This is a genomic window from Mumia flava, from assembly GCF_002797495.1.
In the GTDB taxonomy this organism is placed as follows: domain Bacteria; phylum Actinomycetota; class Actinomycetes; order Propionibacteriales; family Nocardioidaceae; genus Mumia; species Mumia flava.
This window is the reverse complement of the sequence record NZ_PGEZ01000001.1, coordinates 2894010-2918264: the sequence shown is the minus strand read 5'-3', so window position 1 is coordinate 2918264 and position 24255 is coordinate 2894010. Positions and strand designations below refer to the sequence as shown.

The 24255-nt window shown below is 71.5% G+C and carries 23 protein-coding genes; 9 read left to right on the top strand and 14 right to left on the bottom strand.

Going from position 1 to position 24255, the window contains the following annotated elements; all coding sequences use genetic code 11:
- The first annotated feature begins 49 nt into the window (after positions 1–49).
- The gene (locus CLV56_RS13565) at positions 50–1558 is read left to right on the top strand and encodes an Ig-like domain repeat protein (protein WP_100414960.1); all 1509 of its coding nucleotides are present in this window, start codon (positions 50–52) and stop codon (positions 1556–1558) included.
- A 13-nt stretch (positions 1559–1571) separates the two neighbouring features.
- On the opposite strand, the gene CLV56_RS13560 is transcribed toward CLV56_RS13565, so the two are convergent.
- Complete coding sequence (locus CLV56_RS13560) at positions 1572–2168, bottom strand: TetR/AcrR family transcriptional regulator (RefSeq protein ID WP_039352678.1); 597 nt, start codon at positions 2166–2168, stop codon at positions 1572–1574.
- A 40-nt stretch (positions 2169–2208) separates the two neighbouring features.
- Between CLV56_RS13560 and CLV56_RS13555 the strand changes: the two genes are divergently transcribed.
- Together CLV56_RS13555 and CLV56_RS13550 are read left to right on the top strand one after the other, a co-directional pair.
- Positions 2209–3018, top strand: a complete 810-nt coding sequence (locus tag CLV56_RS13555) for a purine-nucleoside phosphorylase (RefSeq protein WP_483869449.1) — start codon at positions 2209–2211, stop codon at positions 3016–3018.
- A 7-nt stretch (positions 3019–3025) separates the two neighbouring features.
- Positions 3026–4651, top strand: a complete 1626-nt coding sequence (locus CLV56_RS13550) for a phospho-sugar mutase (RefSeq protein ID WP_039352676.1) — start codon at positions 3026–3028, stop codon at positions 4649–4651.
- Between the two features lie 40 nt (positions 4652–4691).
- Here CLV56_RS13550 and CLV56_RS13545 read toward each other — a convergent pair whose 3' ends face one another.
- A complete protein-coding gene (locus tag CLV56_RS13545) occupies positions 4692–5372 on the bottom strand; it encodes a TIGR00266 family protein (RefSeq protein ID WP_039352674.1) in 681 nt (226 codons plus the stop codon).
- A 104-nt stretch (positions 5373–5476) separates the two neighbouring features.
- The gene (locus CLV56_RS13540) at positions 5477–6310 is read right to left on the bottom strand and encodes a universal stress protein (RefSeq protein WP_039352671.1); all 834 of its coding nucleotides are present in this window, start codon (positions 6308–6310) and stop codon (positions 5477–5479) included.
- Positions 6311–6388: 78 nt separating this feature from the next.
- Between CLV56_RS13540 and deoC the strand changes: the two genes are divergently transcribed.
- From deoC to CLV56_RS13520, 4 genes are read left to right on the top strand one after another with little or no spacing between them, the layout of a single operon-like run.
- Positions 6389–7333: a deoxyribose-phosphate aldolase gene (gene deoC / locus CLV56_RS13535; protein ID WP_039352668.1), complete on the top strand. Its 945-nt coding sequence runs from the start codon at positions 6389–6391 to the stop codon at positions 7331–7333.
- Between the two features lie 7 nt (positions 7334–7340).
- On the top strand, positions 7341–8813 hold the full coding sequence (locus CLV56_RS13530) for an aldehyde dehydrogenase family protein (protein ID WP_039352666.1): 1473 nt from the start codon (positions 7341–7343) through the stop codon (positions 8811–8813).
- A complete protein-coding gene (locus CLV56_RS13525) occupies positions 8810–9670 on the top strand; it encodes an aldehyde dehydrogenase family protein (protein ID WP_039352662.1) in 861 nt (286 codons plus the stop codon). Before CLV56_RS13530 ends, CLV56_RS13525 begins: the two co-directional genes overlap by 4 nt.
- On the top strand, positions 9667–10269 hold the full coding sequence (locus CLV56_RS13520; RefSeq protein ID WP_039352659.1) for a nucleoside/nucleotide kinase family protein: 603 nt from the start codon (positions 9667–9669) through the stop codon (positions 10267–10269). The genes CLV56_RS13525 and CLV56_RS13520 overlap by 4 nt, the downstream gene beginning before the upstream one ends.
- An 85-nt stretch (positions 10270–10354) precedes the next feature.
- Here CLV56_RS13520 and CLV56_RS13515 read toward each other — a convergent pair whose 3' ends face one another.
- From CLV56_RS13515 to CLV56_RS13470, 10 genes are all read right to left on the bottom strand, one after another.
- Positions 10355–11935 (bottom strand): VWA domain-containing protein, encoded by a 1581-nt coding sequence (locus CLV56_RS13515; RefSeq protein WP_039352711.1) that lies wholly within the window; start codon positions 11933–11935, stop codon positions 10355–10357.
- 99 nt (positions 11936–12034) lie between these two features.
- Complete coding sequence (locus CLV56_RS13510; protein WP_039352657.1) at positions 12035–13120, bottom strand: adenosine deaminase; 1086 nt, start codon at positions 13118–13120, stop codon at positions 12035–12037.
- A gap of 30 nt (positions 13121–13150) precedes the next feature.
- Positions 13151–13606 (bottom strand): MaoC family dehydratase, encoded by a 456-nt coding sequence (locus CLV56_RS13505; RefSeq protein ID WP_039352654.1) that lies wholly within the window; start codon positions 13604–13606, stop codon positions 13151–13153.
- Positions 13607–13648: 42 nt separating this feature from the next.
- On the bottom strand, positions 13649–14938 hold the full coding sequence (locus CLV56_RS13500) for a thymidine phosphorylase (RefSeq protein ID WP_039352650.1): 1290 nt from the start codon (positions 14936–14938) through the stop codon (positions 13649–13651).
- The gene (locus CLV56_RS13495; protein WP_039352648.1) at positions 14935–16155 is read right to left on the bottom strand and encodes a cytochrome P450; all 1221 of its coding nucleotides are present in this window, start codon (positions 16153–16155) and stop codon (positions 14935–14937) included. Before CLV56_RS13495 ends, CLV56_RS13500 begins: the two co-directional genes overlap by 4 nt.
- 24 nt (positions 16156–16179) lie before the next feature.
- A complete protein-coding gene (locus CLV56_RS13490; protein ID WP_039352645.1) occupies positions 16180–16593 on the bottom strand; it encodes a cytidine deaminase in 414 nt (137 codons plus the stop codon).
- Positions 16593–17849 (bottom strand): ABC transporter permease, encoded by a 1257-nt coding sequence (locus CLV56_RS13485; RefSeq protein ID WP_039352642.1) that lies wholly within the window; start codon positions 17847–17849, stop codon positions 16593–16595. The genes CLV56_RS13490 and CLV56_RS13485 overlap by 1 nt, the downstream gene beginning before the upstream one ends.
- The gene (locus CLV56_RS13480) at positions 17846–18943 is read right to left on the bottom strand and encodes an ABC transporter permease (RefSeq protein ID WP_039352639.1); all 1098 of its coding nucleotides are present in this window, start codon (positions 18941–18943) and stop codon (positions 17846–17848) included. The genes CLV56_RS13485 and CLV56_RS13480 overlap by 4 nt, the downstream gene beginning before the upstream one ends.
- A complete protein-coding gene (locus CLV56_RS13475; RefSeq protein ID WP_039352636.1) occupies positions 18940–20442 on the bottom strand; it encodes an ABC transporter ATP-binding protein in 1503 nt (500 codons plus the stop codon). Before CLV56_RS13475 ends, CLV56_RS13480 begins: the two co-directional genes overlap by 4 nt.
- A gap of 109 nt (positions 20443–20551) precedes the next feature.
- Complete coding sequence (locus CLV56_RS13470; RefSeq protein WP_100414958.1) at positions 20552–21631, bottom strand: BMP family lipoprotein; 1080 nt, start codon at positions 21629–21631, stop codon at positions 20552–20554.
- A gap of 676 nt (positions 21632–22307) precedes the next feature.
- On the opposite strand from CLV56_RS13470, the gene CLV56_RS20635 reads away from it, so the two are divergent.
- The gene (locus CLV56_RS20635; RefSeq protein WP_157805162.1) at positions 22308–22535 is read left to right on the top strand and encodes a hypothetical protein; all 228 of its coding nucleotides are present in this window, start codon (positions 22308–22310) and stop codon (positions 22533–22535) included.
- Between the two features lie 42 nt (positions 22536–22577).
- Here the strand turns inward: CLV56_RS20635 and CLV56_RS13460 are convergent, their stop codons facing one another.
- The gene (locus CLV56_RS13460) at positions 22578–23756 is read right to left on the bottom strand and encodes an amidohydrolase (protein ID WP_039352624.1); all 1179 of its coding nucleotides are present in this window, start codon (positions 23754–23756) and stop codon (positions 22578–22580) included.
- Positions 23757–23826: 70 nt separating this feature from the next.
- Between CLV56_RS13460 and CLV56_RS13455 the strand changes: the two genes are divergently transcribed.
- On the top strand, positions 23827–24138 hold the full coding sequence (locus CLV56_RS13455; protein ID WP_100414956.1) for an SHOCT domain-containing protein: 312 nt from the start codon (positions 23827–23829) through the stop codon (positions 24136–24138).
- Positions 24139–24255: the final 117 nt, after the last annotated feature.

Below are 24255 nucleotides of genomic sequence, written 5' to 3'. Positions count from 1 at the left end.
CGACCGGACTGACGCGGTCGTCCACCTGATGAAGTAAGGAGCACCACCCATGTCCTCGACCCTCACCCGGCGCCTGTCGCGCGCCGTGGCCGGCGTCGCCGCCACGTCGCTCGCGGCGGGTCTGCTGGCCGTCGCCGCCCCAGCCTCCGCCACCCCCGCAAGCGGTCCCTCTGCCGCCGTGACCGCAGAGGAGGCGTCACCGGCCGTCACCCTGAGCCGCACGGAGTTCTTCCCGAACGGCACCGCCGAGGTCACCGTGACCGGGACCGGCTTCGATCCGGCGCTGGCCACGGGGACCCGTCCCCCGCTGGCCGGCAAGCCCTCGGGCACGTACGTGGTGCTGGGGCGGTTCGCCGACGTGTGGAAGCCCTCGGAGGGCGGCTCGCGCGGCCGCTTCGACACCACCCGGTGGGCCGTGATGGCCGACGACATGGCCACGATCGGCGGCGCCGCCGCCGGCGCGATCGAGCTCGGCGCCGACGGCTCGTTCAGCACGACCTTCACCGTCGACAAGGCGGCGATCGACGCGGTCGCCGACAGCGGCAACTACGGCGTGTACACCTACGCCGGCGGGGGCGCGAGCCAGCCGCTGTACGAGACCTACACCCCCATCGCCTTCGTCGAGCCGACCGTGACGCTGAGCGAGAGCACGTTCTCGGTCGACGGCTCGCAGGAGATCACGGTCACCGGGACCGGCTTCGACCCCGCCGCGGGCAACGTCGGCCTCTACGCCGCGTACGGCCGGCTCCCGCACCCGTGGAAGCCGTCGGCGGGCGTGACGCTCGCCGCCGACGCGTTCGCCGACGCCGCGTGGATCCAGAAGGCGCAGATCTCCGCGACCGGCGGGTGGAGCACCACGCTCGAGATCAGCAAGGCGGCGGCCGACGCGATCTCCGACGCCGGCGAGTACGGCGTCTACACGATCGGTGCGCACGGGATGACCGTCGCCTCCTACGAGACCTACAGCCCGGTCACCTTCGAGCAGCACACTGCGAAGGTCAAGGTGACGGCGCCCGCCCGCAAGCCGTTCGGTCGTACGGTCAACGCCAACGTCGTGGTGACCTCGCCCGGTGACGTCACCGGCAAGGTCGCCCTGTACGACGGCAAGCGCCGTCTCGGCACGAAGGCCGTCGCGAAGAACGGCAAGGCGACGTTCCGTCTCCCGTCGCGCCTCGGCGTGGGCCGCCACCAGCTGAAGGCGTCCTTCGACTCGACGAACGCGCTGGTCGCCGACGCGACGTCCGGCACCCGTGTCCTCAGCGTCTTCAAGGCGCCGACGAAGACCAAGGTCAAGGTCGCGAAGAAGCCGAAGCGCAAGGCCAAGGGCAAGCTGAAGGTGACGGTCGCCGGCACCCCGAAGGCCGCCGGCAAGGTCAAGGTCGCCGTCCGCGGCAAGGGCGTGAAGAAGTCGTTCACGCGCAAGGTCCGCTCGGGCTCGGCCAAGGTCACGCTGCCGCGTCTGCGGAAGAAGGGCACCTACAAGGTCACGGTCGTCTACCTGGGCAACGGCACGCACCAGAAGTCGGCGAAGACCCTGAAGATCAAGGTGAAGCGCTGACGAGCAGCCGCCCTCAGGGCTGAACCCCGACGGCCCGGAGCACGAACCGCTCGGTCATCTCGACCGCGGCTTCGCGCTCCGGGCCGTCGGCGTCCGGGACCTGCCGGCCCTGGAGGCACGCGATCACGAGTCCGGTCGTCAGCCGCAGGTCGTCGATCTCGAACGTCCCGAGGTCCCGGCCGCCCGCGAGGACGCGGGCGAGCAGCTCCTCGACCAGGACGACGTGCTCGCGCATCTGGCCCAGCGCCTCCGGCGACAGGAACGACGCGAGCCGAGGCCCCAGCCCCGTGTGCAGGTCGCGGGAGAGCGCGAAGTGCATCCGGACGTACGTCCGCAGCTGGTCGACGGGGCCGTCGGCCTGCGACAGGGCCTGCTCGACCGCGTCGACGTACCGCTGGGTCTCGTCCATCGCGAACTCGAGGGCCAGCGCCTCCTTGTCGGCGACGTGGTTGTAGACGGCCGTGCGGCCCACCCCGGCGCGTGCCGCGACGTCGCTGAGGCGGATCTGGTCGTACCCCCGCTCGGCCAGCAGAGCACCGAAGGCGTCGAGCAGCCGGCGCCGGGTCGCGGCGCGGTGCTGGGCGAGGTTCTCGCCGATGATCTTGGGCACCGCGTCACAGTAGCGCCTGCGTTAGGGTGACGCGGTGAGCATCGACCCCGGCCTGTCTGCGTACTCCCCCGACGACCTCGCCCGCGCGGCCGCCGCCGAGCTGCGGGAGCGGACCGGGGGCGACCACGACGTCGCGCTCGTGCTGGGCTCGGGCTGGATGCCCGCCGCGGACGCGCTCGGCGAGCCCGAGCACGAGATCGCCACCGCGGAGCTCCCGGGCTTCCTCGTCCCGGCGGTCGCCGGCCACGGCGGGAAGGTCCGCTCCGTGCGGATCGGCGACACCCGCGCGCTGGTGTTCCTCGGGCGGACCCACCTGTACGAGGGGCACGGCGTCGACCGCGTGGTGCACGGCGTGCGGACCGCTGCGGCGGCGGGCTGCCACGCCGTGGTGCTGACGAACGGATGCGGCGGCCTCCACGAGACCTGGAGCCCGGGCACGCCGGTGCTGATCTCGGACCACATCAACATGGCCGCGACCTCGCCGCTGCGCGGTGCGACGTTCGTGGACCTCACCGACCTGTACTCCTCCCGGCTGCGGGCGCTGTGCCGCGAGGTGGACCCGACCCTCGACGAGGGCGTCTACGTCCAGCTGCCCGGGCCGCACTACGAGACCCCTGCGGAGATCCGGATGATCCGCACGATGGGGGGCGACCTGGTCGGGATGTCGACCGTGCTCGAGGCGATCGCGGCCCGCGAGGCCGGCCTGGAGGTGCTCGGCATCTCACTCGTCACGAACCTCGCCGCCGGGATCACCGGCGAGCCGTTGAACCACGAGGAGGTGCTGGCCGCCGGCGCCCACGCCGCGGAGGAGGTCGGCGAGCTCCTCGCGCGCGTGATGCCGAGGATCTGAGCGGGCCGTGAGCGAGCAGGTGCGCCGCGCCGCCGAGCAGTGGCTGGCCCAGGACCCCGATCCGCAGACCCGCGCCGAGCTGCAGGCGCTGCTGGACGACGGCGACGACGACGCCTTGGCGGAGCGGTTCGGGGGGCGGCTCGAGTTCGGCACCGCGGGCCTGCGCGGCCCGCTCGGCGCCGGGCCGACCCGGATGAACCGCGTCGTGGTCGCGCAGGCCGCGGCGGGGCTGTCCGCGTACCTGCGCGCACGCCACGACACCCCGACCCTCGTGATCGGCTACGACGCCCGGCACAACTCCGCGACGTTCGCGCGCGACACGGCGCAGATCGCCGCCGGCGCGGGGGTCCGGGCGCTGCTGCTCGACCGCGCGACCCCGACGCCGGTGGTCGCCTTCGCGATCCGGCACCTCGGGGCGGACGCCGCCGTCGTGGTCACCGCGTCGCACAACCCGCCCCGCGACAACGGCTACAAGGTCTACCTCGGCGACGGCTCCCAGATCGTCCCGCCCGCCGACGCCGACATCGCCGACGCGATCGCCGCGGCCGGACCCGTCGACGCGCTCCCCCGCTCCGACGCGTACGAGGTGCTCGGCGACGAGATCACCTCCGCGTACGCCGACGCGGTCGCGGCGCTCGCGGACCCGACGACCCCGCGCGACCTCGTCGTCGCGTACACCGCGATGCACGGCGTCGGGTCGCGCACCGTCCGCCGGGTCGTGCAGGCAGCGGGGTACGCGCCGGTGCACGAGGTCGCCGAGCAGGCCGAGCCCGACCCCGAGTTCCCGACCGTGTCGTTCCCGAACCCCGAGGAGCCCGGCGCGACCGACCTCCTGCTCGCCCTCGGCGACGCCGTCGGGGCCGACGTCGCGATCGCGAACGACCCCGACGCCGACCGCTGCGCGGTCGCGGTGCCGACGGCGACCGGCTGGCACCAGCTGTCCGGCGACGAGGTCGGCATCCTGCTCGCCGACCACCTGCTGCGCCGCGGCACGCCGGGGACGTACGCGACCACGATCGTGTCCGCGTCGATGCTGGGCCGCCTCGCCGCCGCGTACGACCGGCCGTACGCCGAGACCCTGACCGGGTTCAAGTGGATCGGTCGGGTGCCGGAGCTGGCGTTCGGGTACGAGGAGGCGCTCGGGTACGCCGTGGCGCCCGCCGTCGCGCGGGACAAGGACGGGATCTCGGCGATGCTGCTCGTGCTCGAGCTCGCTGCCGGTCTCAAGGCCGAGGGCGCGACGCTGCGCGACCGGCTCGACGCGATCGCGCGCGAGCACGGGCTCGACAGCACCGACCAGCTGTCGATCCGGGTCGACGACCCGGCGCAGATCCGCGACGCCGTCCAGCGGCTGCGCGACGCACCGCCGTCGGTGCTCGGCGGACTCGACGTGCAGCGGGTCGACGACCTCGCCGTCGGGTCGGCGGACCTGCCGCCGACCGACGGGCTGCGGCTCGTCCTCGCCGACGACGCGCGGGTCGTCGTACGGCCGTCCGGGACCGAGCCGAAGCTGAAGTGCTACCTCGAGGTCGTCTCGGCGACCGACGACGGTGTGGACGCAGCCCGGATCGCCGCCGCGGCGCGGCTCGACGCGATCCGGGCCGACCTGGCCGAGGTGCTCGGGCTCGGCTGACGCCCCGACCGCGCCGTCCGCCCCGACGAGTGCGCGCGCGTCAGCTGCGGCTGTTGTCGCGCGGCAGCTTCGGGATCAGCCAGCCGAGGAACGCCTGCGCGCTGCGGGTCTGGAGGTAGACCCGTCCCGGGCCCGTCACGTCGACGACCAGACCCTCGCCGGACAGCATCGTCGACTTCCAGCCGCCCACCTTGCGGACCTCGTAGGTGACGTCGGAGCCCCAGCCGACGACGTGGTCGGTGTCGATCGTGTAGGTCTGACCGGCGGCGAGGTCGACGGACTCGATCGCGCCGTAGCTGGCGGTCAGCAGCGGACCGGTGCCGGTGCACTTGAGCAGGACCAGCCCGGCTCCGCTGAACATCCCCTTCGCGCCACCCCACTTGCTGTCGACGTCGATGTCACCGCCGGAGGCCAGATAGGCCCCCGAGGCGAGGAACACGGTCTGGCCGGTCAGCTGCCACTCGACGATGTCGCCGGGCAGCGTCGGCGCAAGCCGGATCTCCCCCGGACCGTCCTTGGCCGTGAAGGTGTTCATGTAGAAGGACTCGCCTCCCAGGGAGCGGCGCAGACCCTTCATGAAGCCGCCCTGGGAGGAGGTCTCGATCTCGACGTTCGGCGACTTCGCCAGCATCGCGCCCGACTCGGCGCGGACGGTCTCGCCCGGGGACAGGGTGCATCGCGCCACCGCGTAGGCGGGCGCGGAGGTGATCTCGGTCTCCATGGTCCGTCAGTCTGGCAGCCCCCGACCCCGATTCGTCGAGTTCCGGCGCGAAAAGGCACCCCAAATCCCTCCGGAACTCGACGAATCGCGGTCGGGGCGAGAGCTCAGCGGACGACGGCGACCGGACAGGCGGCGTGCTGGAGGAGGGTCTGGCTCACCGAGCCGAGGAGCAGCCCCTCGAACGCGCCGCGGCCCCGGGAGCCGACCACGACGAGCGCCGCGCTCTGCGACGCCTCGATCAGCGCCTGCGTCGACGGCACCGGGATCGCGTCGGTCGTGACGACCACGTCCGGGTACGACTCCGCCGTCACCGCGACCAGGTCGTCGAGGAACCGCTCGGCGATCGCGACCTCGTCACCGACGTTCGTCGGCACGTAACCCGAGAGCACCGCCGGACTCTGCGCGGACGTACGGAACGCGTAGACGACCCGCAGCTGGGCACCCGTCGCCTCCGCGTGCGCGAACGCCCAGCTCAGCGCCGCCACGCTCTCGTCCGACCCGTCGGCACCGACCACGACCCGCGTCGCCGCGGCATCCGCCGGCTCGCGAACCACCACCACCGGGCAGGGTGCGTGCCGGGACACGTGCTGGCTGACCGACCCGATCAGCAGGCCCTCGACGGCCCCGTGCCCCTTCGCCCCCACGACGAGCGCGGACGCGTCCCCCGCGGCGGCGATCAGCTGCTCGGCCGGTCGGCCCGTGCGGGTCTCCACCTCGTACGACACGCCCGCGGCGTCCAACCGCCGGCGCACCTCGGCGACTCGGTCCTCCGCCATCTGCCGACCCCAGTCGGTCTCGGCCTCCTCGGCTCCGAGCACGTCCACGACGCGCAGCGGCACCGACGCCCGACCGGCCAGGTCTGTCGCCCACGCGACCGCCAGGGCGCTGTCGGCCGAGCCGTCGATCCCCACGGTCACAGGTCCACGTTGCTCACTCATGCCCCCAGCATGCCGCGCGCTCGCGGTGCGGCGCGCACGGGACCTGTTCTCCGGCGCCGGGGTTCGTAGACTGCAGGGGTGACCACCACCTCCGAGCCCGCGGCGTCCGACGTCGCCCCGCTCCTGACGGACCTCCCGGGGGTCGACGCCGTCGGCCTGGAAGCCCGGGCCGCGGCCCTCGCCACCCGCTCGATCAAGAAGGAGGCCAAGGCCACGGCGATCGACCTGGCGATCTCGATGGTCGACCTGACCACGCTCGAGGGTGCCGACACCCCGGGCAAGGTCCGCTCTCTGGCCGCCAAGGCGCTGCGCCCCGACCCGTCGGACCCGACCTGTCCCCAGGTCGCGGCCGTCTGCGTCTACCCGGACCTCGTCGCGACCGCGCGCGAGGTCCTCGGCGACGCGCCGATCGGCGTCGCGAGCGTCGCCACCGCGTTCCCGTCGGGCCGGGCCCCGATGTCGGTGAAGGTCGACGACACCACGATGGCCGTCGAGGCCGGGGCCAGCGAGATCGACATGGTGATCGACCGTGGCGCGTTCCTCGCCGGCGACCTGCGCAAGGTCTACGACGAGATCGTCGCCATTCGCGCGGCGTGCGAGCGCCCCGACGGGTCCCGTGCCCACCTCAAGGTCATCCTCGAGACCGGGGAGCTCGCGACGTACGACAACGTCCGCAGGGCGTCCTGGCTCGCGATGGCGGCAGGCGCGGACTTCATCAAGACGAGCACCGGCAAGGTCTCGCCCGCGGCCACGCTCCCGGTCACGCTGCTCATGCTCGAGGCCGTACGGGACTACCGCGACGCGTTCGGTCGCCAGATCGGCGTGAAGCCGGCGGGCGGGATCCGCACCACCAAGGACGCGATCAAGTACCTCGTCACGGTCAACGAGACCGCGGGCCTGGACTGGATGACGCCGACCTGGTTCCGCTTCGGCGCCTCCAGCCTGCTCAACGATCTGCTGATGCAGCGTCAGAAGCTCACCACCGGCCGCTACGCCGGACCCGACTACGTCACGATCGACTGAGGCAGGCATGACCGACCACGCGATCCCACCCGTCGCCCTCGAGTACGCGCCCGCGCCCGAGTCGCGCGCGATCGTCGACCTGCGGCCCTCGTACGGGCTGTTCGTCGACGGTGCGTTCGTCGACGGCGCCGACGGGCGCTCCTTCAAGACCGTCAACCCGGCGAGCGAGGAGGTGCTCGCCGAGGTCGCCGAGGCAGGCGACGCCGACGTCGACGCGGCCGTCGCCGCCGCCCGGCGGGCCTACCAGCGGGTCTGGTCCCGGATGCCCGGCCACGAGCGCGCGAAGTACCTCTACCGGATCGCCCGGATCCTCGCGGAGCGGTCGCGCGAGCTGGCCGTCCTGGAGTCCCTGGACAACGGCAAGCCGATCCGCGAGTCCCGCGACGTCGACGTGCCGCTGGTCTCGCAGTGGTTCTTCTACTACGCCGGATGGGCCGACAAGCTCGAGCACGCGGGCCTCGGTACGAGCCCACGGCCGCTCGGCGTCGCCGCCCAGGTGATCCCGTGGAACTTCCCGCTGCTCATGCTCTCCTGGAAGATCGCGCCCGCCCTCGCTGCCGGCAACACCGTCGTCCTCAAGCCCGCGGAGACGACGCCGCTGACCGCCCTGCTCTTCGCCGAGATCTGCCAGCAGGCCGACCTCCCGCCGGGCGTGGTCAACATCGTCACCGGCGCCGGGGAGACCGGTCGCGCCCTCGTGTCCCACCCGGGGGTCGACAAGGTCGCGTTCACCGGGTCCACCGACGTCGGGCGTCAGATCGCCCGCTCGGTCGCCGGCACCGACAAGCGGCTCACCCTCGAGCTCGGCGGCAAGGCCGCGAACATCCTCTTCGACGACGCCCCGCTCGACCAGGCCGTCGAGGGCATCGTCTCGGGCATCTTCTTCAACCAGGGGCACGTCTGCTGCGCCGGCTCACGCCTGCTGGTCCAGGAGAACGTCTACGACGACGTGATGGACCGGCTGAAGCGCCGCATGACGACCTTGCGCGTGGGCGACCCGCTGGACAAGAACACCGACGTCGGCGCGATCAACTCCCGCGAGCAGCTCGACCGGATCACCGAGCTGGCCAGGACCGGGGACGCCGAGGGCGCGGAGCGCTGGTCGCCTCCGTGCGACCTGCCGAGCAGCGGCTTCTGGTACGCGCCGACGATCTTCACCGGCGTCACCCAGGCCCACCGGATCGCCCGCGAGGAGATCTTCGGACCGGTGCTGTCGGTCCTGACGTTCCGGACGCCCGACGAGGCGGTCGCGAAGGCCAACAACACGCCGTACGGACTGTCGGCCGGGGTGTGGACCGAGAAGGGCTCGCGGATCCTGGCGATGGCCGACCGGCTGCGCGCCGGCGTGGTGTGGGCCAACACGTTCAACAAGTTCGACCCGGCGTCGCCGTTCGGCGGCTACAAGGAATCCGGGTACGGTCGCGAGGGCGGGCGGCACGGGCTGGCTGCGTACCTCGCCGAGGGAGGCGAGGACGCGTGAGCCGGCTCGACGTGCGCAAGACGTACAAGCTCTACATCGGTGGGGCGTTCCCGCGCTCGGAGTCCGGGCACACCTTCGAGGTGTCCGATGCGAAGGGCCGCTTCCTCGCGAACGCCGCGAAGGCCTCCCGCAAGGACGCGCGCGACGCCGTCGTCGCCGCGCGCAAGGCGTTCGGCGGATGGGCGGGACGCACCCCGTACAACCGGGGGCAGGTCCTCTACCGCGTCGCGGAGATGATCGAGGGACGGCACGACCAGTTCACCTCGGACGTCGCCGCGGCCGAGGGTCTGACCAAGCCGCAGGCCGCCAAGAAGGTGGACGCCGCGATCGACCGCTGGGTCTGGTACGCCGGGTGGGCCGACAAGCTCGCCCAGGTCACGGGCAACGCCAACCAGGTCGCGGGGCCGTTCTTCAACCTGTCCTCGCCGGAGCCGACCGGCGTCGTCGCGGTGGTCGCCCCGGCCGACGACAGCCTCCTCGGGCTGGTGAGCGTGCTCGCTCCCGTCATCGTCTCGGGCAACACCGCGGTCGTGGTCAGCTCGTACGAGCGCCCGCTGCCGGCGATCACGCTCGCGGAGGTGCTCGCGACCTCCGACGTCCCCGGGGGCGTCGTCAACGTGCTGACCGGCGACGCCGACGCGCTCGCCCCGTGGCTCGCCGCGCACCTGGACGTGAACGCCCTCGACCTCACCGGGATCACCGACGCCGAGGGGGCCGCCGAGCTCGAGGCCGAGGCGGCGGTGAACCTCAAGCGCGTGCTGCGCCCGAGCGCACCGGACTGGACGGCGACGCCCGGGATCGGCCGGATGACGACGTTCCTCGAGACGAAGACCGTCTGGCACCCGGTCGGCGTGTGAGCGCGCCGGCCCGCGTCGTCGTCCTCGCAGGTCCCTCCGGCTCCGGCAAGTCGCGCGTCGCCGAGCGCAGCGGCCTGCCGGTGCTGCGGCTCGACGACTTCTACCGCGACCACGACGCACCCGGGCTGCCGCGCGTACGGTTCGGGGACGTCGAGGTGGTGGACTGGGACGACGTCGCGTCGTGGGACCACGACGCCGCCTGCGACGCGCTGGAGCGGCTGTGCCGGAGCGGGACCTCCGACGTCCCCGTCTACGACATCGCTGCCAGCCGGCGTACGGGGTCCCAGCGGCTCGCCCTCGGCGGAGCGCCGCTCGTGGTCGCCGAGGGCCTCTTCGCGCCCGACGTCGTCGCGGAGCTCGCCGAGCGGGGACTGCTCGCGCAGGCGTTCTGCGTCCGTCACCAGAGGATGGTCACGTTCGTCCTGCGACTCGTGCGGGACCTGCGGGAGAAGCGCAAGCCTCTGGGCGTCCTGCTGCGCCGCGGCTGGGCGCTGATGCGCGCCGAGCCTGCTGTGGTCGCGGCGGCGGTCGACCGGGGCTGCAGCCCGGTGACGCCTCGCGCGGCCGAGCGCCGGATCGCGGCCCTGCGCGGCGCCTGAGCGCCCCCGATGTGACGGCTTCTCCACCGAATCGCGTTGCTGATTCGGTGGAGAAGCCGTCGAGTCGCGGCGGGGTGTGACGCGCTCAGCCTCGCGACTGCAGCGCGTCGACGAACACGGCCGGGATGTCGGCGGGCTCGCGGGCGATGTACGAGAGACCGCCGGTGACGTTCGCGATCTTCTTCAGAGCGGACTCGTCGGCGTCCTTCGTGATGCCGAGGGCGATCACGATCACCGGCCGTGCGGGGTCGCGCTCGCGCTGGAGCGTCGCCAGCAGCTCCGACAGCGACAGGCTGTTGCTGTCCTCGTTGCGGCCGTCGGTCAGCACGATCACGCTGTTGACGGCGCGCGGGTCGTACTGCGACTGCACGGTGCGGTAGGCCGCCAGGACGGTGTCGTAGAGGCCGGTCCCGCCGCCGACGAGCGAGCCGAGCTCGGAGGTCACACGCTCCTCGACCCTGCGGTGGGTGACGCCGCCGCTGGACGAGCCGAGCCGGCGGATCGGAGCGAGCTCCTTGTAGTCCTTGTCGCCGTCGAGGCCGACCGAGAACGCCCACGTGCCGATCTTCCACGAGTCCGGCATCGCGGCGAGACCCGTGAGGGCCGACTGGATCGTGAGCTCCATCCGGGTCGAGTCTCCGGCCTGCGCGGCCATCGAGCCGGACACGTCGATCACGGCCAGCGTCTGGCCGGGGAGCGCGATCGAGGACCACGACCGGAGCAGCTTCGTGACCGCCGCCGGGTCGTCGACCGTGATCGGGGTGAACGCGCCGACACCGCCCTCGTCGGGCGCAGCGCCGTCCGGGGTGCGGAACCCGGCGGCCGTCAGGTCACCCACACCGCTCGCGGAGCTGAGCGCACCGGCCAGCGCCGAGGCGGCGTCCGTCGCCGTGTCAGCCGTGACGGCGAGCGGGTAGTTCAGCATCATCGTGCCCGTCTTCGGGACCACACCGGTGAGGGCCGCGGCGTCCGGGTTGGACGCCAGCGCCTGCTCGGTCAGGACGACCGTGCTGCCGCCCGCTGCCTGCTTGATCAGGCCGGCGTTGTCGGAGACCGCCTTGTCGACCGTCTGGTTCTGGGCGAGCGCCACGACCGCGGCCGAGACCTGCTCGGCATCGGTGACGCCCTTCGCGGCCTCGGCCTGCGAGGCGATCAGCGGGACCGTCGCCTCGGTCGACGCGAGCGGGTCGCCGCTGACGAACTGCGGGGACGACAGCGCCTGGAGCCAGGTCTGCGGGCTCGCGATCGCGTCCGCCTGACCGGCCAGGACCACCGGGGTCGCCGCGACCGACTCCGAGACCACCTGAGGACCCTGGGCACCCTCGACGAGCTGCGCCTGGACGCGGCCCAGCCACAGCGTCGAGTCCGGGATCCAGATGTCCGGCACACCGTCGCCGACCGCGATCGACTGCGCGACCACGGCGGGCGCCTGCGCCTGCACGTCGTAGGTGGTGCACGCCTCGTCCGCGGCGCGCTCGGCGGCCGAGGTGACGACCTCGGCGATCTCCGGCGACGCCGCTACCGAGACGTCGGTCGTCGACGCGCAGTCGGCGACCGCCGGCTCCTCGTCGTCGCGCAGCACGAAGACGCCGGCCAGGATGGAGGCAACGACAAGGAGACCGATGCCGTACTGCCACTTGCGTGCAGCATCGCTCTCCTTGGACATGGCGTGTCGGCCGCCCATGAGTGCTCCCTACGTTGGGGGGGTCGTCTGGTCACACACATGGTCGTGTGGTGTCTCGCACACGACCGCGGGGCCAAGGTATCAGAGCGTGTCGAGAGACCGCGTATCATATCCCGGTTTGACCACGTCCTGGATCATCGCGAGGCGCTCGTCGAAGGGCAGGAAGGCGCTCTTCATCGCGTTCACCGAGAACCATCGCAGGTCGTCCAGCCCGTAACCGAACGCCTCACTGAGCAGCGCCATCTCCCGGCTCATCGACGTCTGGCTCATCAGGCGGTTGTCGGTGTTGACGGTCACCCGGAACCCGAGGTCGGCCAGCGTGCCGACCGGGTGCTCGGCGATCGACGCCGCCGCTCCGGTCTGGACGTTCGACGACGGGCACAGCTCCAGCGGGATCCGCTTGTCACGGACGTACGCGGCGAGCCGCCCGAGCCGCGGGGCCGACGGGTCCGACGTGTCCACGTCGTCGATGATCCGGACGCCGTGACCGAGCCGGTCGGCGCCGCACCACTGGATCGCCTGCCAGATCGAGGGCAGCCCGAACGCCTCGCCGGCGTGGATGGTGAAGTGGGCGTTCTCGCGGTGGAGGTACTCGAAGGCGTCGAGGTGCCGGGTGGGCGGGTAGCCCGCCTCAGCGCCGGCGATGTCGAACCCGACCACGCCCGAGTCGCGGTACGCCACCGCGAGCTCGGCGATCTCCAGGGAACGCGCCTGGTGCCGCATCGCGGTGAGGATCTGACGCGCGACGATCGTCCGCCCCGCACGCTGCGCCTCGGCCGTGCCCTGGGCGAACCCCTCGCGGACCGCATCGACGGCACCGGTCAGCGTCAGCCCCGCCGTCAGGTGCTGCTCCGGGGCCCACCGCACCTCGGCGTACACGACCCCGTCGCCGGCGAGGTCGACCACGCACTCGCGCGCGACCCGGACCAGGTCCTCGGTCGTCTGCATCACGGCGACGGTGTGCTCGAAGGTCTCGAGGTAGCGCACCAGTGTGCCGGAGCCGGCCGCGTCGGCGAACCAGCGGCCGAGGTCGTCGGGGTCCTCGACCGGCAGGCGGTGACCGATCCGCTCGGCGATCTCGGCCACGGTCTGCGGCCGCACCCCTCCGTCGAGGTGGTCGTGCAGCAGGACCTTCGGAACCCCTCGGATCTCCTCGAGCGTCAGCATGCGGCCAGCCTAGTGGCCTGCCGCTGCTCCTCAGGAGCCGAGCAGCAGCACGACGGTCTCGGCGACGCAGGCCGGCTTGTCCGAGCCCTGGATCTCGATCGTGTAGCGGATCGTGACCTGCTGGCCGGTGGGGATGTCCACCACGTCGCCCAGCGCGACGTGTCCGCGCACCTTCGATCCCACCGGGACCGGCGCGGGGAACCGTACCTTGTTGAGGCCGTAGTTCACCTTGGCGGCGTCGCCTGCGAACGCGAACACCTGGGACCCGAACAGCGGAACCAGCGACAGCGTCAGATAGCCGTGGGCGATGGTCGAGCCGTACGGCCCCTCGAGCGCCTTCTGCGGGTCGACGTGGATCCACTGGTGGTCCCCGGTCGCGTCGGCGAACGCGTCGATGCGGTCCTGGGTGACCTCCAGCCACTCACTCGTCCCGAGCGTGGTGCCGGCGGCCGAGGCGATCTCGTCCGAAGAGTTGAGCACGCGCATGACCTCACCGTATCCGTGACGTGGGCCACACCCGACGTCGGGTCAGGTGATCCGGTCCAGGATCACCGAGTCCCGGACCGGCGTGGGCTGCTCGCTCAGCTCCAGGCCGTCGTCGAGCGCCGCCAGGGCACGCGGGAGGCGTTCCGGGGTCTCGGTGTGCAGGGTCATCAAGGGCTGTCCGCGGCGAACCCGGTCACCCAGGCCCACGTGCAGCTCCACGCCCGCGCCGGCCTGGACCGTCTCCCCCGGCCGCGAGCGTCCCGCCCCCAGCCGCCACGCCGCGAGCCCGACCGCCATCGCATCGATCCGGGCGACGTACCCGTCTTCCTCCGCCGCGACGACCTGGATGTCGGCGGCGTGCGGCAGCGGCGCGTCCGGGTCGCCCCCCTGCGCGCTGATCATCGCGCGCCAGCAGTCCATCGCGCGGCCGTCGGCCAGGACGTCCGCGGGGTCGATGTCGTCACGACCGACCGAGGCGAGCATCTCCCGCGCCAGCGCGAGGGTCAGCTCGACCACGTCCTCCGGCCCGCCGCCGGCGAGCACCTCGACCGCCTCGGCCACCTCGAGCGCGTTGCCGGCGGTGCGCCCCAGCGGCGTCGCCATGTCGGTCAGCAGCGCGCGGGTGTCGACCCCGGCAGCGCGGCCCAGCTCGACCATCGTGCGCGCGAGCTCACGGGCGTCGTCCAGGTCCTTCATGAACGCTCCCGACCCGACCTTGACGTCGAGCACGAGCGAACCCGTGCCCTCCGCGATCTTCTTGCTCATGATCGAGCTCGCGATCAGCGGGATCGACTCGACGGTCCCGGTGACGTCGCGCAGCGCGTACAGCTTCTTGTCCGCCGGTGCCAGACCGGTGCCGGCCGCGCAGATCACGGCCCCGACCTCGTCGAGCTGCTCGAGCATCGCGGCGTTGTCCAGGTCGGCGCGCCAGCCCGGGATCGCCTCCAGCTTGTCGAGGGTCCCGCCGGTGTGTCCGAGCCCGCGACCGGACAGCTGGGGCACGGCGACGCCGCAGGCCGCCACGAGGGGGGCCAGCGGGAGAGTGATCTTGTCGCCGACGCCGCCGGTCGAGTGCTTGTCGGCGGTCGGCCGCGACAGCGACGAGAAGTCCATCCGCTGCCCGCTGCGGATCATCGCGTCGGTCCAGCGAGCGATCTCCTCACGGTCCATCCCGTTCAGGACGATCGCCATCGCCAGGGCCGACATCTGCTCCGGCGCGACCACGTCGCGGGTGTACGCGTCGACCACCCAGTCGATCTGGGAGCCGCTCAGCCGGCCCCCGTCCCGTTTGGTCGCGATCACCTCGACCGCGTCGTGCTCCTGCGGCGTCATGCTGCCTCCTTCAGGTCCACCTCGACCGACTCGAAACCGCGCAGCACCCAGGTCGGGCGCCGGGGAGCCACACCGGTCAGCTCCACGGGGCCGAACCGCTCCAGCAGACCACGCAACGAGATCTCCAGCTCCATCCGCGCCAGCGGCGCGCCGAGGCAGAAGTGCAGGCCCATACCGAACCCGACGTGCGGGTTCGGGTCACGAGCGACGTCGAAGGCCGCTGCATCGTCGAACACCGCGGGATCGCGGTTCGCGGAGCCCATCAGGCACGCGACCGTCTCGCCCGGGCGCACCGTGGTCCCCTCGATCTCGACCTCCGTGGTCGCGGTCCGCTCGAACAGCTGCAGCGGCGCGTCGTAGCGGATCAGCTCCTCCAGCGCCGTGGCCACCGGCACCTCGCCGGCCAGCACCCGGTCGCGCTGCCACGGGTGCGACAGCAGCGCGTGCAGGCCGTTTCCGAACACGTTGACCGACGCCTCGTGGCCGGCGTTGAGCAGCAGGACGACGGTGGCGACCAGCTCGTCGTCGGACAGGCGCGTCCCGGAGTCGCGCTCCGCGATCAGGTCGGTGAGCAGGTCGTCCCCGCCGCGGCCGTCTGTGATCGCCCGCTTGCGCACCTCGACGAGATCGGCGACGTACGCGCTGAACTCGGTGCTGGCCTCGATCGCCTGACGCTTCGTCGCGTCGTCGACCCCCTCCTCGTACATGTGGACGATGCCCTGGGACCAACCACGCAGGCGCGCGTGGTCGTCCCCGGGCACGCCGAGCATGTCGCAGATGACGTAGACCGGGAGCGGCTCGGCGTACGCGCCGAGGACGTCGACCGTCCCGTCGCCGGCGGACGCGAGGTCCGCGACGTCGTCCAGCATGCGTGCCGTCAGGGCCTCGACCCGCGGGCGCATCCGCTCCACGTGGCCACGACCGAACGCCGCCGCGACCAGCCGGCGCAACCGGGTGTGCTCGGGCGGCTCGTTCTCCATCATCTGGTTGCGGTGCAGCGCGTTGAACGGCTCCATCTCCTCGACCGGGTCCCAGTCGGTCCAGATCCGACCGAGCCGGCGGTTGCGGAGCGTGGCGGAGACAGCCGCATGGGTCGTGGCGAGCCACCGACCGGTCGGTGCGTGCCACAGCATCGGCCCCTGGTCCCTCAGCTCGGCGAGCGTCGGGTACGGGTCGGCCACGAAGGCCGGGTCGGCCAGATCGACGTCGGTGTCCACGACGCCATCATCGCCCGCGGGGCGTCAACCCTGCGCGCCGAGGTCGGTGGCGTCGAACGCGTCGGGCAGCACCTCGGTCATCGGCACCGGCCCGCGTGCGGTGAGCAGCTGCGTCGTCGGGCGGCCGTTCTCCCAGAGCAGCTGGCGGCACCGACCGCACGGCATCAGCGCCTGGCCGTCGCGGTCCACGCAGACGACGGCGACGAGCTTCCCGCCGCCGGTCGCGTGCAGCGCCGAGACCATCCCGCACTCGGCGCACAGTCCCACGCCGTACGCGGCGTTCTCGACGTTGCACCCGACCACGACCCTGCCGTCGTCGACGAGGCCAGCGGCGCCGACGGGATAGCCGGAGTACGGGGCGTAGGCCCGGCGCATCGCTCCGGTCGCCACCTCGCGCAGCGCCTCGAAGTCCGGCTCCTGCGCAGACGTGTCCGCCACTATCCGGCCTGACCCTTCTTATAGGGCTTTCCGTCGGCTGCCGGCATCCTCAGGCGTTGCGTCCCCAGGGCCAGGACCAGCAGCGTCGCGACGTACGGCGTCATGCCGGCGAACTCGCGCGGCACGGAGTCGCTGTTGAAGAACCACACGAGGAACGCCACGCCGATGATCGCGTAGAGGGAGGTGTTCAGGCGGTCTCCCTGACGCAGGCGCAGGATCGCGAACACGAACAGCAGGACCGCCACGAGCAGCAGCAGCGCGTGCACCGCGTCGTTGCTGCGCAGCTGCATCGCGTCGGTGTAGCCGAACATCGTCGCGGCACCGGCCGCACCGAACGGCCGCCAGTTGCCGAAGATCATCGCCGCGAGGCCGATGTAGCCGCGCCCGCCGGTCTGGCCGGTGACGAAGCCGCTGGACGAGACCAGCACCAGCATGTAGCCGCCGAGCCCGGCGAAGACCCCGGACATCACGACGCCGATGTACTTGTAGCGGTAGACGTTGACGCCCAGCGTCTCGGCCGCCTGAGGGTTCTCGCCGCACGACCGCAGACGCAGCCCGAACGCCGTGTGCCACAGCACCCACCAGGTCAGGACGACCAGGCCCGCGACCAGGTAGACCATGATCGACAGACCGTTGGTCAGGGCGCCGACGACGGCGGAGAGGTCGGATACGAAGAACCACCCCTGGCCCGCCAGGTCGCTCGCGGCCTCCCCCAGCCACGGGATCTCGATCCGTGGGGGCGTGTCGAGGCCGGTGAGCTGCTTGATGCCGCCGCCCTGGAGGTCGCGGAAGTACGCTTCGGCCAGGAAGCTGACCGCGCCCGCGGCGATGATGTTGATCGCGACGCCGGAGACGATGTGGTCGACGCCGAAGGTCACGGTCGCGATCGCGTGCAGGATGCCGCCGAGCGCGCCCATCAGCGCCGCGCCGATCAGACCGACCCACGGCCCGTAGAAGTAGGTGAAGTAGGCCGCACCCCAGGTGCCGAGGATCATCCCGCCCTCGAGACCGATGTTGACCACGCCCGAACGCTCCGACCACAGACCGCCGAGGGCCGCGAGCAGGATGGGGCAGGTCGCGATCAGCGCGGCCTGCAGCGTCCCGACGGAGTTGAGCTGGCCCGCCCCGCTGAAGACCCGGACGGTGGACACGATCGCGAGGAAGCCGACGGTGACGAGCAGCCACAGGTAGCCGCGACCGAGACGCGCGATGCGCCCGTCCGGCGACTGCGTGGGCTCGGGTGCCGTGGTGGTCATACCGCCACCTCCTCAACACTCGGGGACGACGGTCCGGAGGACTGGGCCACCCGCCGTTCCTCGGCCCGCAGGCGGTAGCGGCGGACGAGCTCGTAGGCGATCACGACTGCGAGCACGATCACGCCCTGGGTGATCTGGATGACCTCGACCGAGATCCCCGCCTCGATCGTCAGGCGGTTGGACTGCTCGTTCAGGTAGGCGAACAACAGGGCCGCGAAGGCGATCGGGAGTGCCTTGTTGCGGCCGAGCAGCGCGACCGCGATGCCCGTGAAGCCGAGCCCGGTCTGGAACGTCGAGCCGTAGTAGTGCGACGACCCGAACAGTGAGGGCATCCACACCAGGCCGGCGATCGCGCCCGAGATCAGCATCGCGAGCAGTGTCATCCGGCGGTTGTTGACGCCGCTGGCGATCGCGGCCGTCGGTGACTGACCGGTCGCCCTCAGGTCGAACCCGAACCGGGTCCGGTTGAGCACGAGCCAGAACGTCACGCCGGCGATCACCGCGAGGAGCCCCACGGTCCACACCTGGCCCGCGGACTGCTCGAACGGCTGCCACCCCGGCACCTGGCTCGACGCCGGGATCTCGGTGGTCCGGCGGGAGTCACCGACCTGGGTGCCGTACGTGTTGAGCATGTAGCCGGTGAGGGTGATGGCGATGGCGTTCAGCATGATCGTCGAGATCACCTCGCTGACGCCGCGGTAGACCCGCAAGAGACCGGCGATCCCGGCCCAGGCGGCACCGGCGGCCATCGCCACGATCAGTGCCCCCAGGACGTTCAGGGCGCCGGGCAGGATGGCCGCTCCGGCGAACACCGCGGCGGCGTAGGCCGCCATGCGGTACTGGCCCTCGACGCCGATGTTGAAGAGGTTCATCCGGAAGCCCACCGCAGCGGCGAGCGCGGACAGGTAGATCAGTGACGTCTGGTTGACGATGTTGACCAGGAGGCGGTCGACCGGCCAGGAGAAGATGATGGCGAGGAAGTCGGAGGCCGAGCCGCCGGAGATCTCGATGACGATGCTGGTGACGACCAGTGAGAAGGCGATCGCCAGGAGCGGGGCGGCCAGGGACAGGCCGAACGAGCGGAGCCTGTTCATGCGCTCTCCTTCGCTCCGGTCATCGCCGCGCCGAGGTCCTGCGGCGTCACGTCACGTGGGTCGAACTCGGCGACCAGTCTGCCTCGGAGCATCACCTGGATCCGGTCGGACAGACCGATCAGCTCGTCGAGGTCCGCCGAGATCAGGAGCACCGCGAGTCCGGCGCGCCGCGCCTCGTTCATCTGCTCCCAGATCGCGGCCTGGGCTCCGACGTCGACACCGCGCGTCGGGTGCGAGGCGATCAGGAGGCCCGGCTGCCCGGACAGCTCGCGACCGACGATGAACTTCTGCTGGTTGCCGCCCGAGAGCGCGCGAGCGGTCGTGTCGATCCCGGGGGTGCGGACGTCGTACTCGGTGACGATCCGCTCGGCGTCGGTGCGCGCACCGCCGCGGTTGATCCAGCCCTTGCGGACCGCCACCTGCTCGTAGGCGTGGCCGAGGATGCGGTTCTCCCACAGCGGCGAGTCGAGCAGCAGTCCGTGCCGGTGCCGGTCCTCGGGGATGTAGCCGATCCCGGCGGCGCGACGCCGGCGGGTGGGCCACCCGGTGACGGCTCGCCCACCCAGCTCGATCTCGCCCGTGCTCGGCCGGATCGCCATCAGGGCCTCGACCAGCTCGGTCTGGCCGTTGCCCTCGACACCGGCGACGCCGAGGATCTCGCCCCGGTGGATGTCGAAGGTGACCGAGTCGAGCACCGTGCGCCCGAAGCTGTCGACGTACGTGAGGTCGCGCACGGCGAGCTGGACCTGATCCGTCACCGTCGAGTCGCCGTGCTGCGGCTCGGGCAGCTCGGAGCCGACCATGAGCTCGGCCAGCTGGTGCTTCGTCACCGACCCCGGCTCGGCGTCGCCGACCGTCGTGCCCCGTCGCATCACCGTGATGGCGTCCGCGACGGCGAGCACCTCGTCGAGCTTGTGCGAGATGAAGAGCAGCGTGTGGCCCTGCTCCTTGAGCCCGCGGAGGTTCTCGAAGAGCGCGTCGACCTCCTGCGGGACCAGCACGGCGGTCGGCTCGTCGAGGATGATGATCTTCGCGCCGCGGTAGAGCACCTTGACGATCTCGAGCCGCTGACGGGCGGCGACACCGAGGTCCTCGACGAGGAGGTCGGGATCCAGACCGAAGCCGTACCGGTCGGAGATCGCCTGCACCTCCGAGCGCGCGGCGGCGCCGGTGCCGTGGAGCTTCTCGGCGCCGAGGACGACGTTCTCCAGGACGGTGAGGTTGTCCGCCAGCATGAAGTGCTGGAAGACCATGCCGATCCCGCGTGCGATCGCGTCGCTCGGACTGCTGAAGCCGACCGTCTCGCCGTTGATCCGGATCGTCCCTGAGTCGGGCTTCTGGACGCCGTACAGGATCTTCATCAGCGTCGACTTGCCGGCGCCGTTCTCACCGACCAGCGCGTGCACCGTCCCGACGTCGATCGTCAGGTCCACGTCGTGGTTCGCTACGACGCCCGGAAACGTCTTCGTGATCCCGGCCAGCTCGACCGCTGCGGTCATCCTGCTCCTCTCACCTCCCCGCCCACAGCGGGGTCGGGCCCGGGAACGGCTGCGCCGTCCCCGGGCCCACCTCGACCTTGACGATAGGCCTCAGCGTCCTATCCCGCGATCACGGAGCCGTCGGAACCTCGATCTCGCCGTCCACGATCTGCTGGGCGTAGTCGTCGAGGTCGCCGGAGATGTCGTCGACGTACCCACCGGAGGTGGAGTAGCCGACGCCGTCGGCCGCCAGGTCGTAGACCTGGTAGCTCACCAGCGGCTCGTCGTTGGAGACGGCCTCGATCGCGTCGAACGCGGCCACGTCGACCCGCTTGAGCATGGAGGTGAGGATGTGCTCCTGCTCGTCCGGCGAGGCCGTCTGGTACTGGTCGGAGTCGACACCGATCGCCCACATGCCCTCGCCTGCCTGGACCGCGGCCTCGAAGACGCCGGCGCCCGAACCACCCGAAGCGTGGTAGATGATGTCGGCGCCCTGGTCGTACATGCCGGTCGCGGCGGCCTGGCCGCCGGCCGGGTCGTTGAAGCCCGTCGTGTTGGACTCCTCGATGTAGGTCACGTCGACGGTGATGTCGGGGTTGACCTCGGTCGCGCCCGCGACGTAGCCCGCCTCGAACTTCTTGATCAGGTCGGTGTTGACGCCACCCACGAAGCCGATGTGGTCGGCCTCGGTCTTGAGTGCCGCGGCCGCGCCGACCAGGAAGGAGCCCTGCTCCTCGGCGAAGCCGAGGTAGGCGACGTTGTCGTTCGGCTCGTCGTCTGGGTCGAATCCGTCGACGACCGCGAAGTTGATCTCCGGGTAGTCCGGAGCGACCGCGTTGACCGCCTCGCTGTAGAGGAAGCCCACCGCCAGGATCGGGCTGTTGCCGGCATCGGCCAGCTGACGGAGGCGGTCCTCGCGGGCCGACTCCGGCTCGCCGTCCTGCGCCTCGGCCTCGGTGCAGGTCGCACCCAGCTCGTCGACCGCCTGGGCGACACCCGCGGCGGCGGCGTCGTTGAACGACTTGTCGCCCTGGCCGCCGACGTCGTACGCGACGCCGACAGCGGGGCCGTCGCCTTCGGCAGCCGTGCAGTCGAGCGCGTTGCTGCTCTCGCTGCCGCTGTCGCTGCCACCATCGCTGCTGCTGTCATCGCTACCGCACCCGGCCACCGCCAGGACGGCGACCGCGGCGAACGCGGTCAGCTTGCCCATTCGACGCAAGAGGACTCCTCAATCGAAAACTCGTGCAACCCGGGGTCGTCCCCGGATGATCTTCAGACAATAACCCCGCTCACGGACGAGAACTGCCACATGGCTACCTCTGTCCCAAGGCGATACGCACTTGTTACCGGGCGGCCACGTCCGGCTGCGCCAGCAGAGCCGGACGGGCACGAGCTGACCCGTCGGTTCGCTACGTTCGTTCCGCGCGGCGAACCGCTCGTCGCCTCCTGAAGAAGGGTGGCCCCTACCCATGCGAAGACAGAACCGTGCCGTGTCCCTCACCCTCGGCCTCCTCCTGTTGGCGGGACTCGGTTTTCCGAGCACAGCTGCGGGCTCCGTCGAGCGGACCGGCGCCGATCGTGCCGTCGCTCAGCCCCAAGCCACCCAACGAACGTCGCATGCGCGGCTCAACGGACGCACGTACTGCCGGACCGCCCGAAGCTCGGGTTCCTCGATCCAACAGTGCATCAAGGTCCTCAAGGTCATACGAACACGCTTCAGGCTCGGCGACGCCGCAGTCTTCGCGAACCGCTCAGACCGCCCAGTTACCGTCACGTGCAGAGTGGACGAGTCGAAGACGTTCAAGTGGGGCACGTCTCTCACGATCACAGGAGAGTTCGGTTCCCCATGGATCTTTACCAAGCTGTCCGCAAGTGTCTCGTTCGACGTGAGCCGGTCCAAGACAACTACCTTCTCGTCAGGAGTCTCGAGCACGATCCCGAAACGCTCGAAGCTGTACTGCTATAGCGGGATCAAGGAGCCCGTCTTCAAGGTCCGGGAGTGCTGGACCACCCCGAACGGCAAGTGGTGCAAGAAGAAGCGAGTGCACGCGCCCCGCCGGACGAAGTGGATCATCAGCAATCGCGATCTTGGCTACCGATTCGCGAAGGACTGAGCGGGCACGTACGCACACCCAGGGCCGTCCCCGCCCTGGGTCTCAGACCGTCGCGCTCGCCAAGGCCGACATCGCCAGCACCTTCGCACCGACGGCGACCGCGCGCTCGTCGACCCGGAGATTGCCCTGGTGCAGGTCGTACGTGGGGCCGCCCGGGGTCCGGGTGCCGAGGCGCCCCATCGCGCCCGGGACCGACTCGACGAACCAGGCGAAGTCCTCGCCGCCGAGGCTCTGCGTCGTGGTGGTCACCGCGCTCGGGCCGAGTGCGGCCGCGACGGCGTCCCGCAGCAGCTCGGTCGACTCGACGTCGTTGACGACCGGCGGCACGCCGCGGGTGTAGGCGACGTCGGCGTCCACGCCGTACGGCGCGACGATCTCGCGGACCAGGGCTCGCACGAGGTGCTCGGCGTCGTGCCACGCGGCGGCGTCGAGCATCCGCAGCGTGCCGCGGACCTGCCCGGAGGAGGGAATGACGTTCGGGGCGCTGCCGGCGTTGATGCTCCCCCACACCAGGCTGGCGCCGGCCCTCGGGTCGACCCGCCGCGACAGGGCCGCCGGCAGCTGGGTGCACAGCGTCGCCAGCGCGAACGTCAGGTCCTGGGTGAGGTGCGGGCGCGAGGTGTGCCCGCCGCGGCCGGCCAGCGTCACCGTGATCATGTCGGCGGCGCCGGTGAGCGAGCCCTCGCGGAGGCCGATGGTACCGACGTCGAGTGCCGGGTCGCAGTGCAGGGCGAACACGCGCGAGACCCCGGTGAGCGCCCCGGCCGCGAGCGAGGACAGCGCGCCACCGGGCATCACCTCCTCGGCGGGCTGGAAGACCAGCCGCACCCGGAACGGCAGCGCTCGTGCGTCGTCGAGCGTGGCCAGCGCCCCTGCCGCGCCGAGGAGCGCCGTGGTGTGGACGTCGTGGCCGCAGGCATGCGCCACGCCCGCGACGGTCGACCGCCAGGGATCGGTGGTCGTGTCCTCGACCGGGAGCGCGTCGAGGTCCGCTCGCAGCGCGACGACGGGTCCGGGGCCGGACCCGACCTCGGCCACGAGTCCGGTCGCGCCCAGCGGGGAGCAGGTCAGCCCGAGCTTGTCGAGGTGCCGGGCGACCACGTCGGTGGTGCGGTGCTCCTGCCACGACAGCTCGGGGTGGGCGTGCAGATCACGCCTGATCTCGAGCAGGTCGGGGACCAGTGCGTCGACAGCATCGACGAGGTCCGAAGGCGTGAGCATGACCCCAGGCTACCGTTACGCTCTCGCCAGGACGCCCGCAGAACGGTGGGCAGGATCCCCGGGAGGGGCCATGGGCGACGAGCTCATCTTCGGCAGCGTCGGTCTGATCTTCACCGTGTTCCTGGCATTCGTCGCGATCTTCTTCTTCGTCGTCGTGGCCTTCATGGTGATCGCCGTCCGCCGCAACGTCCGCGAGGCTCGCAGGCACGGCCTCGACCCGATGACGATGGAGACGACGGCCATGGCGAGGGCCATCGACGGCTCCATGTTCGCCGGGAAGTCGCTCGAAGCCCGGCTCGCCGAGCTCACCAGCCTGCGCGACCGCCAGATGATCACGCAGGACGAGTACGAGGCCGCCCGCTCCCGCGCGCTGACGCAGTAGCAGAAGGCCTCGGGTCTCGATCACTCGCTCCGCTCGCGCCTCGACCAGCGGGAACCCACACGCTCCGCTCGCGCCTCGACCAGCGGGAACCCACACGCTCCGCTCGCGCCTCGACCA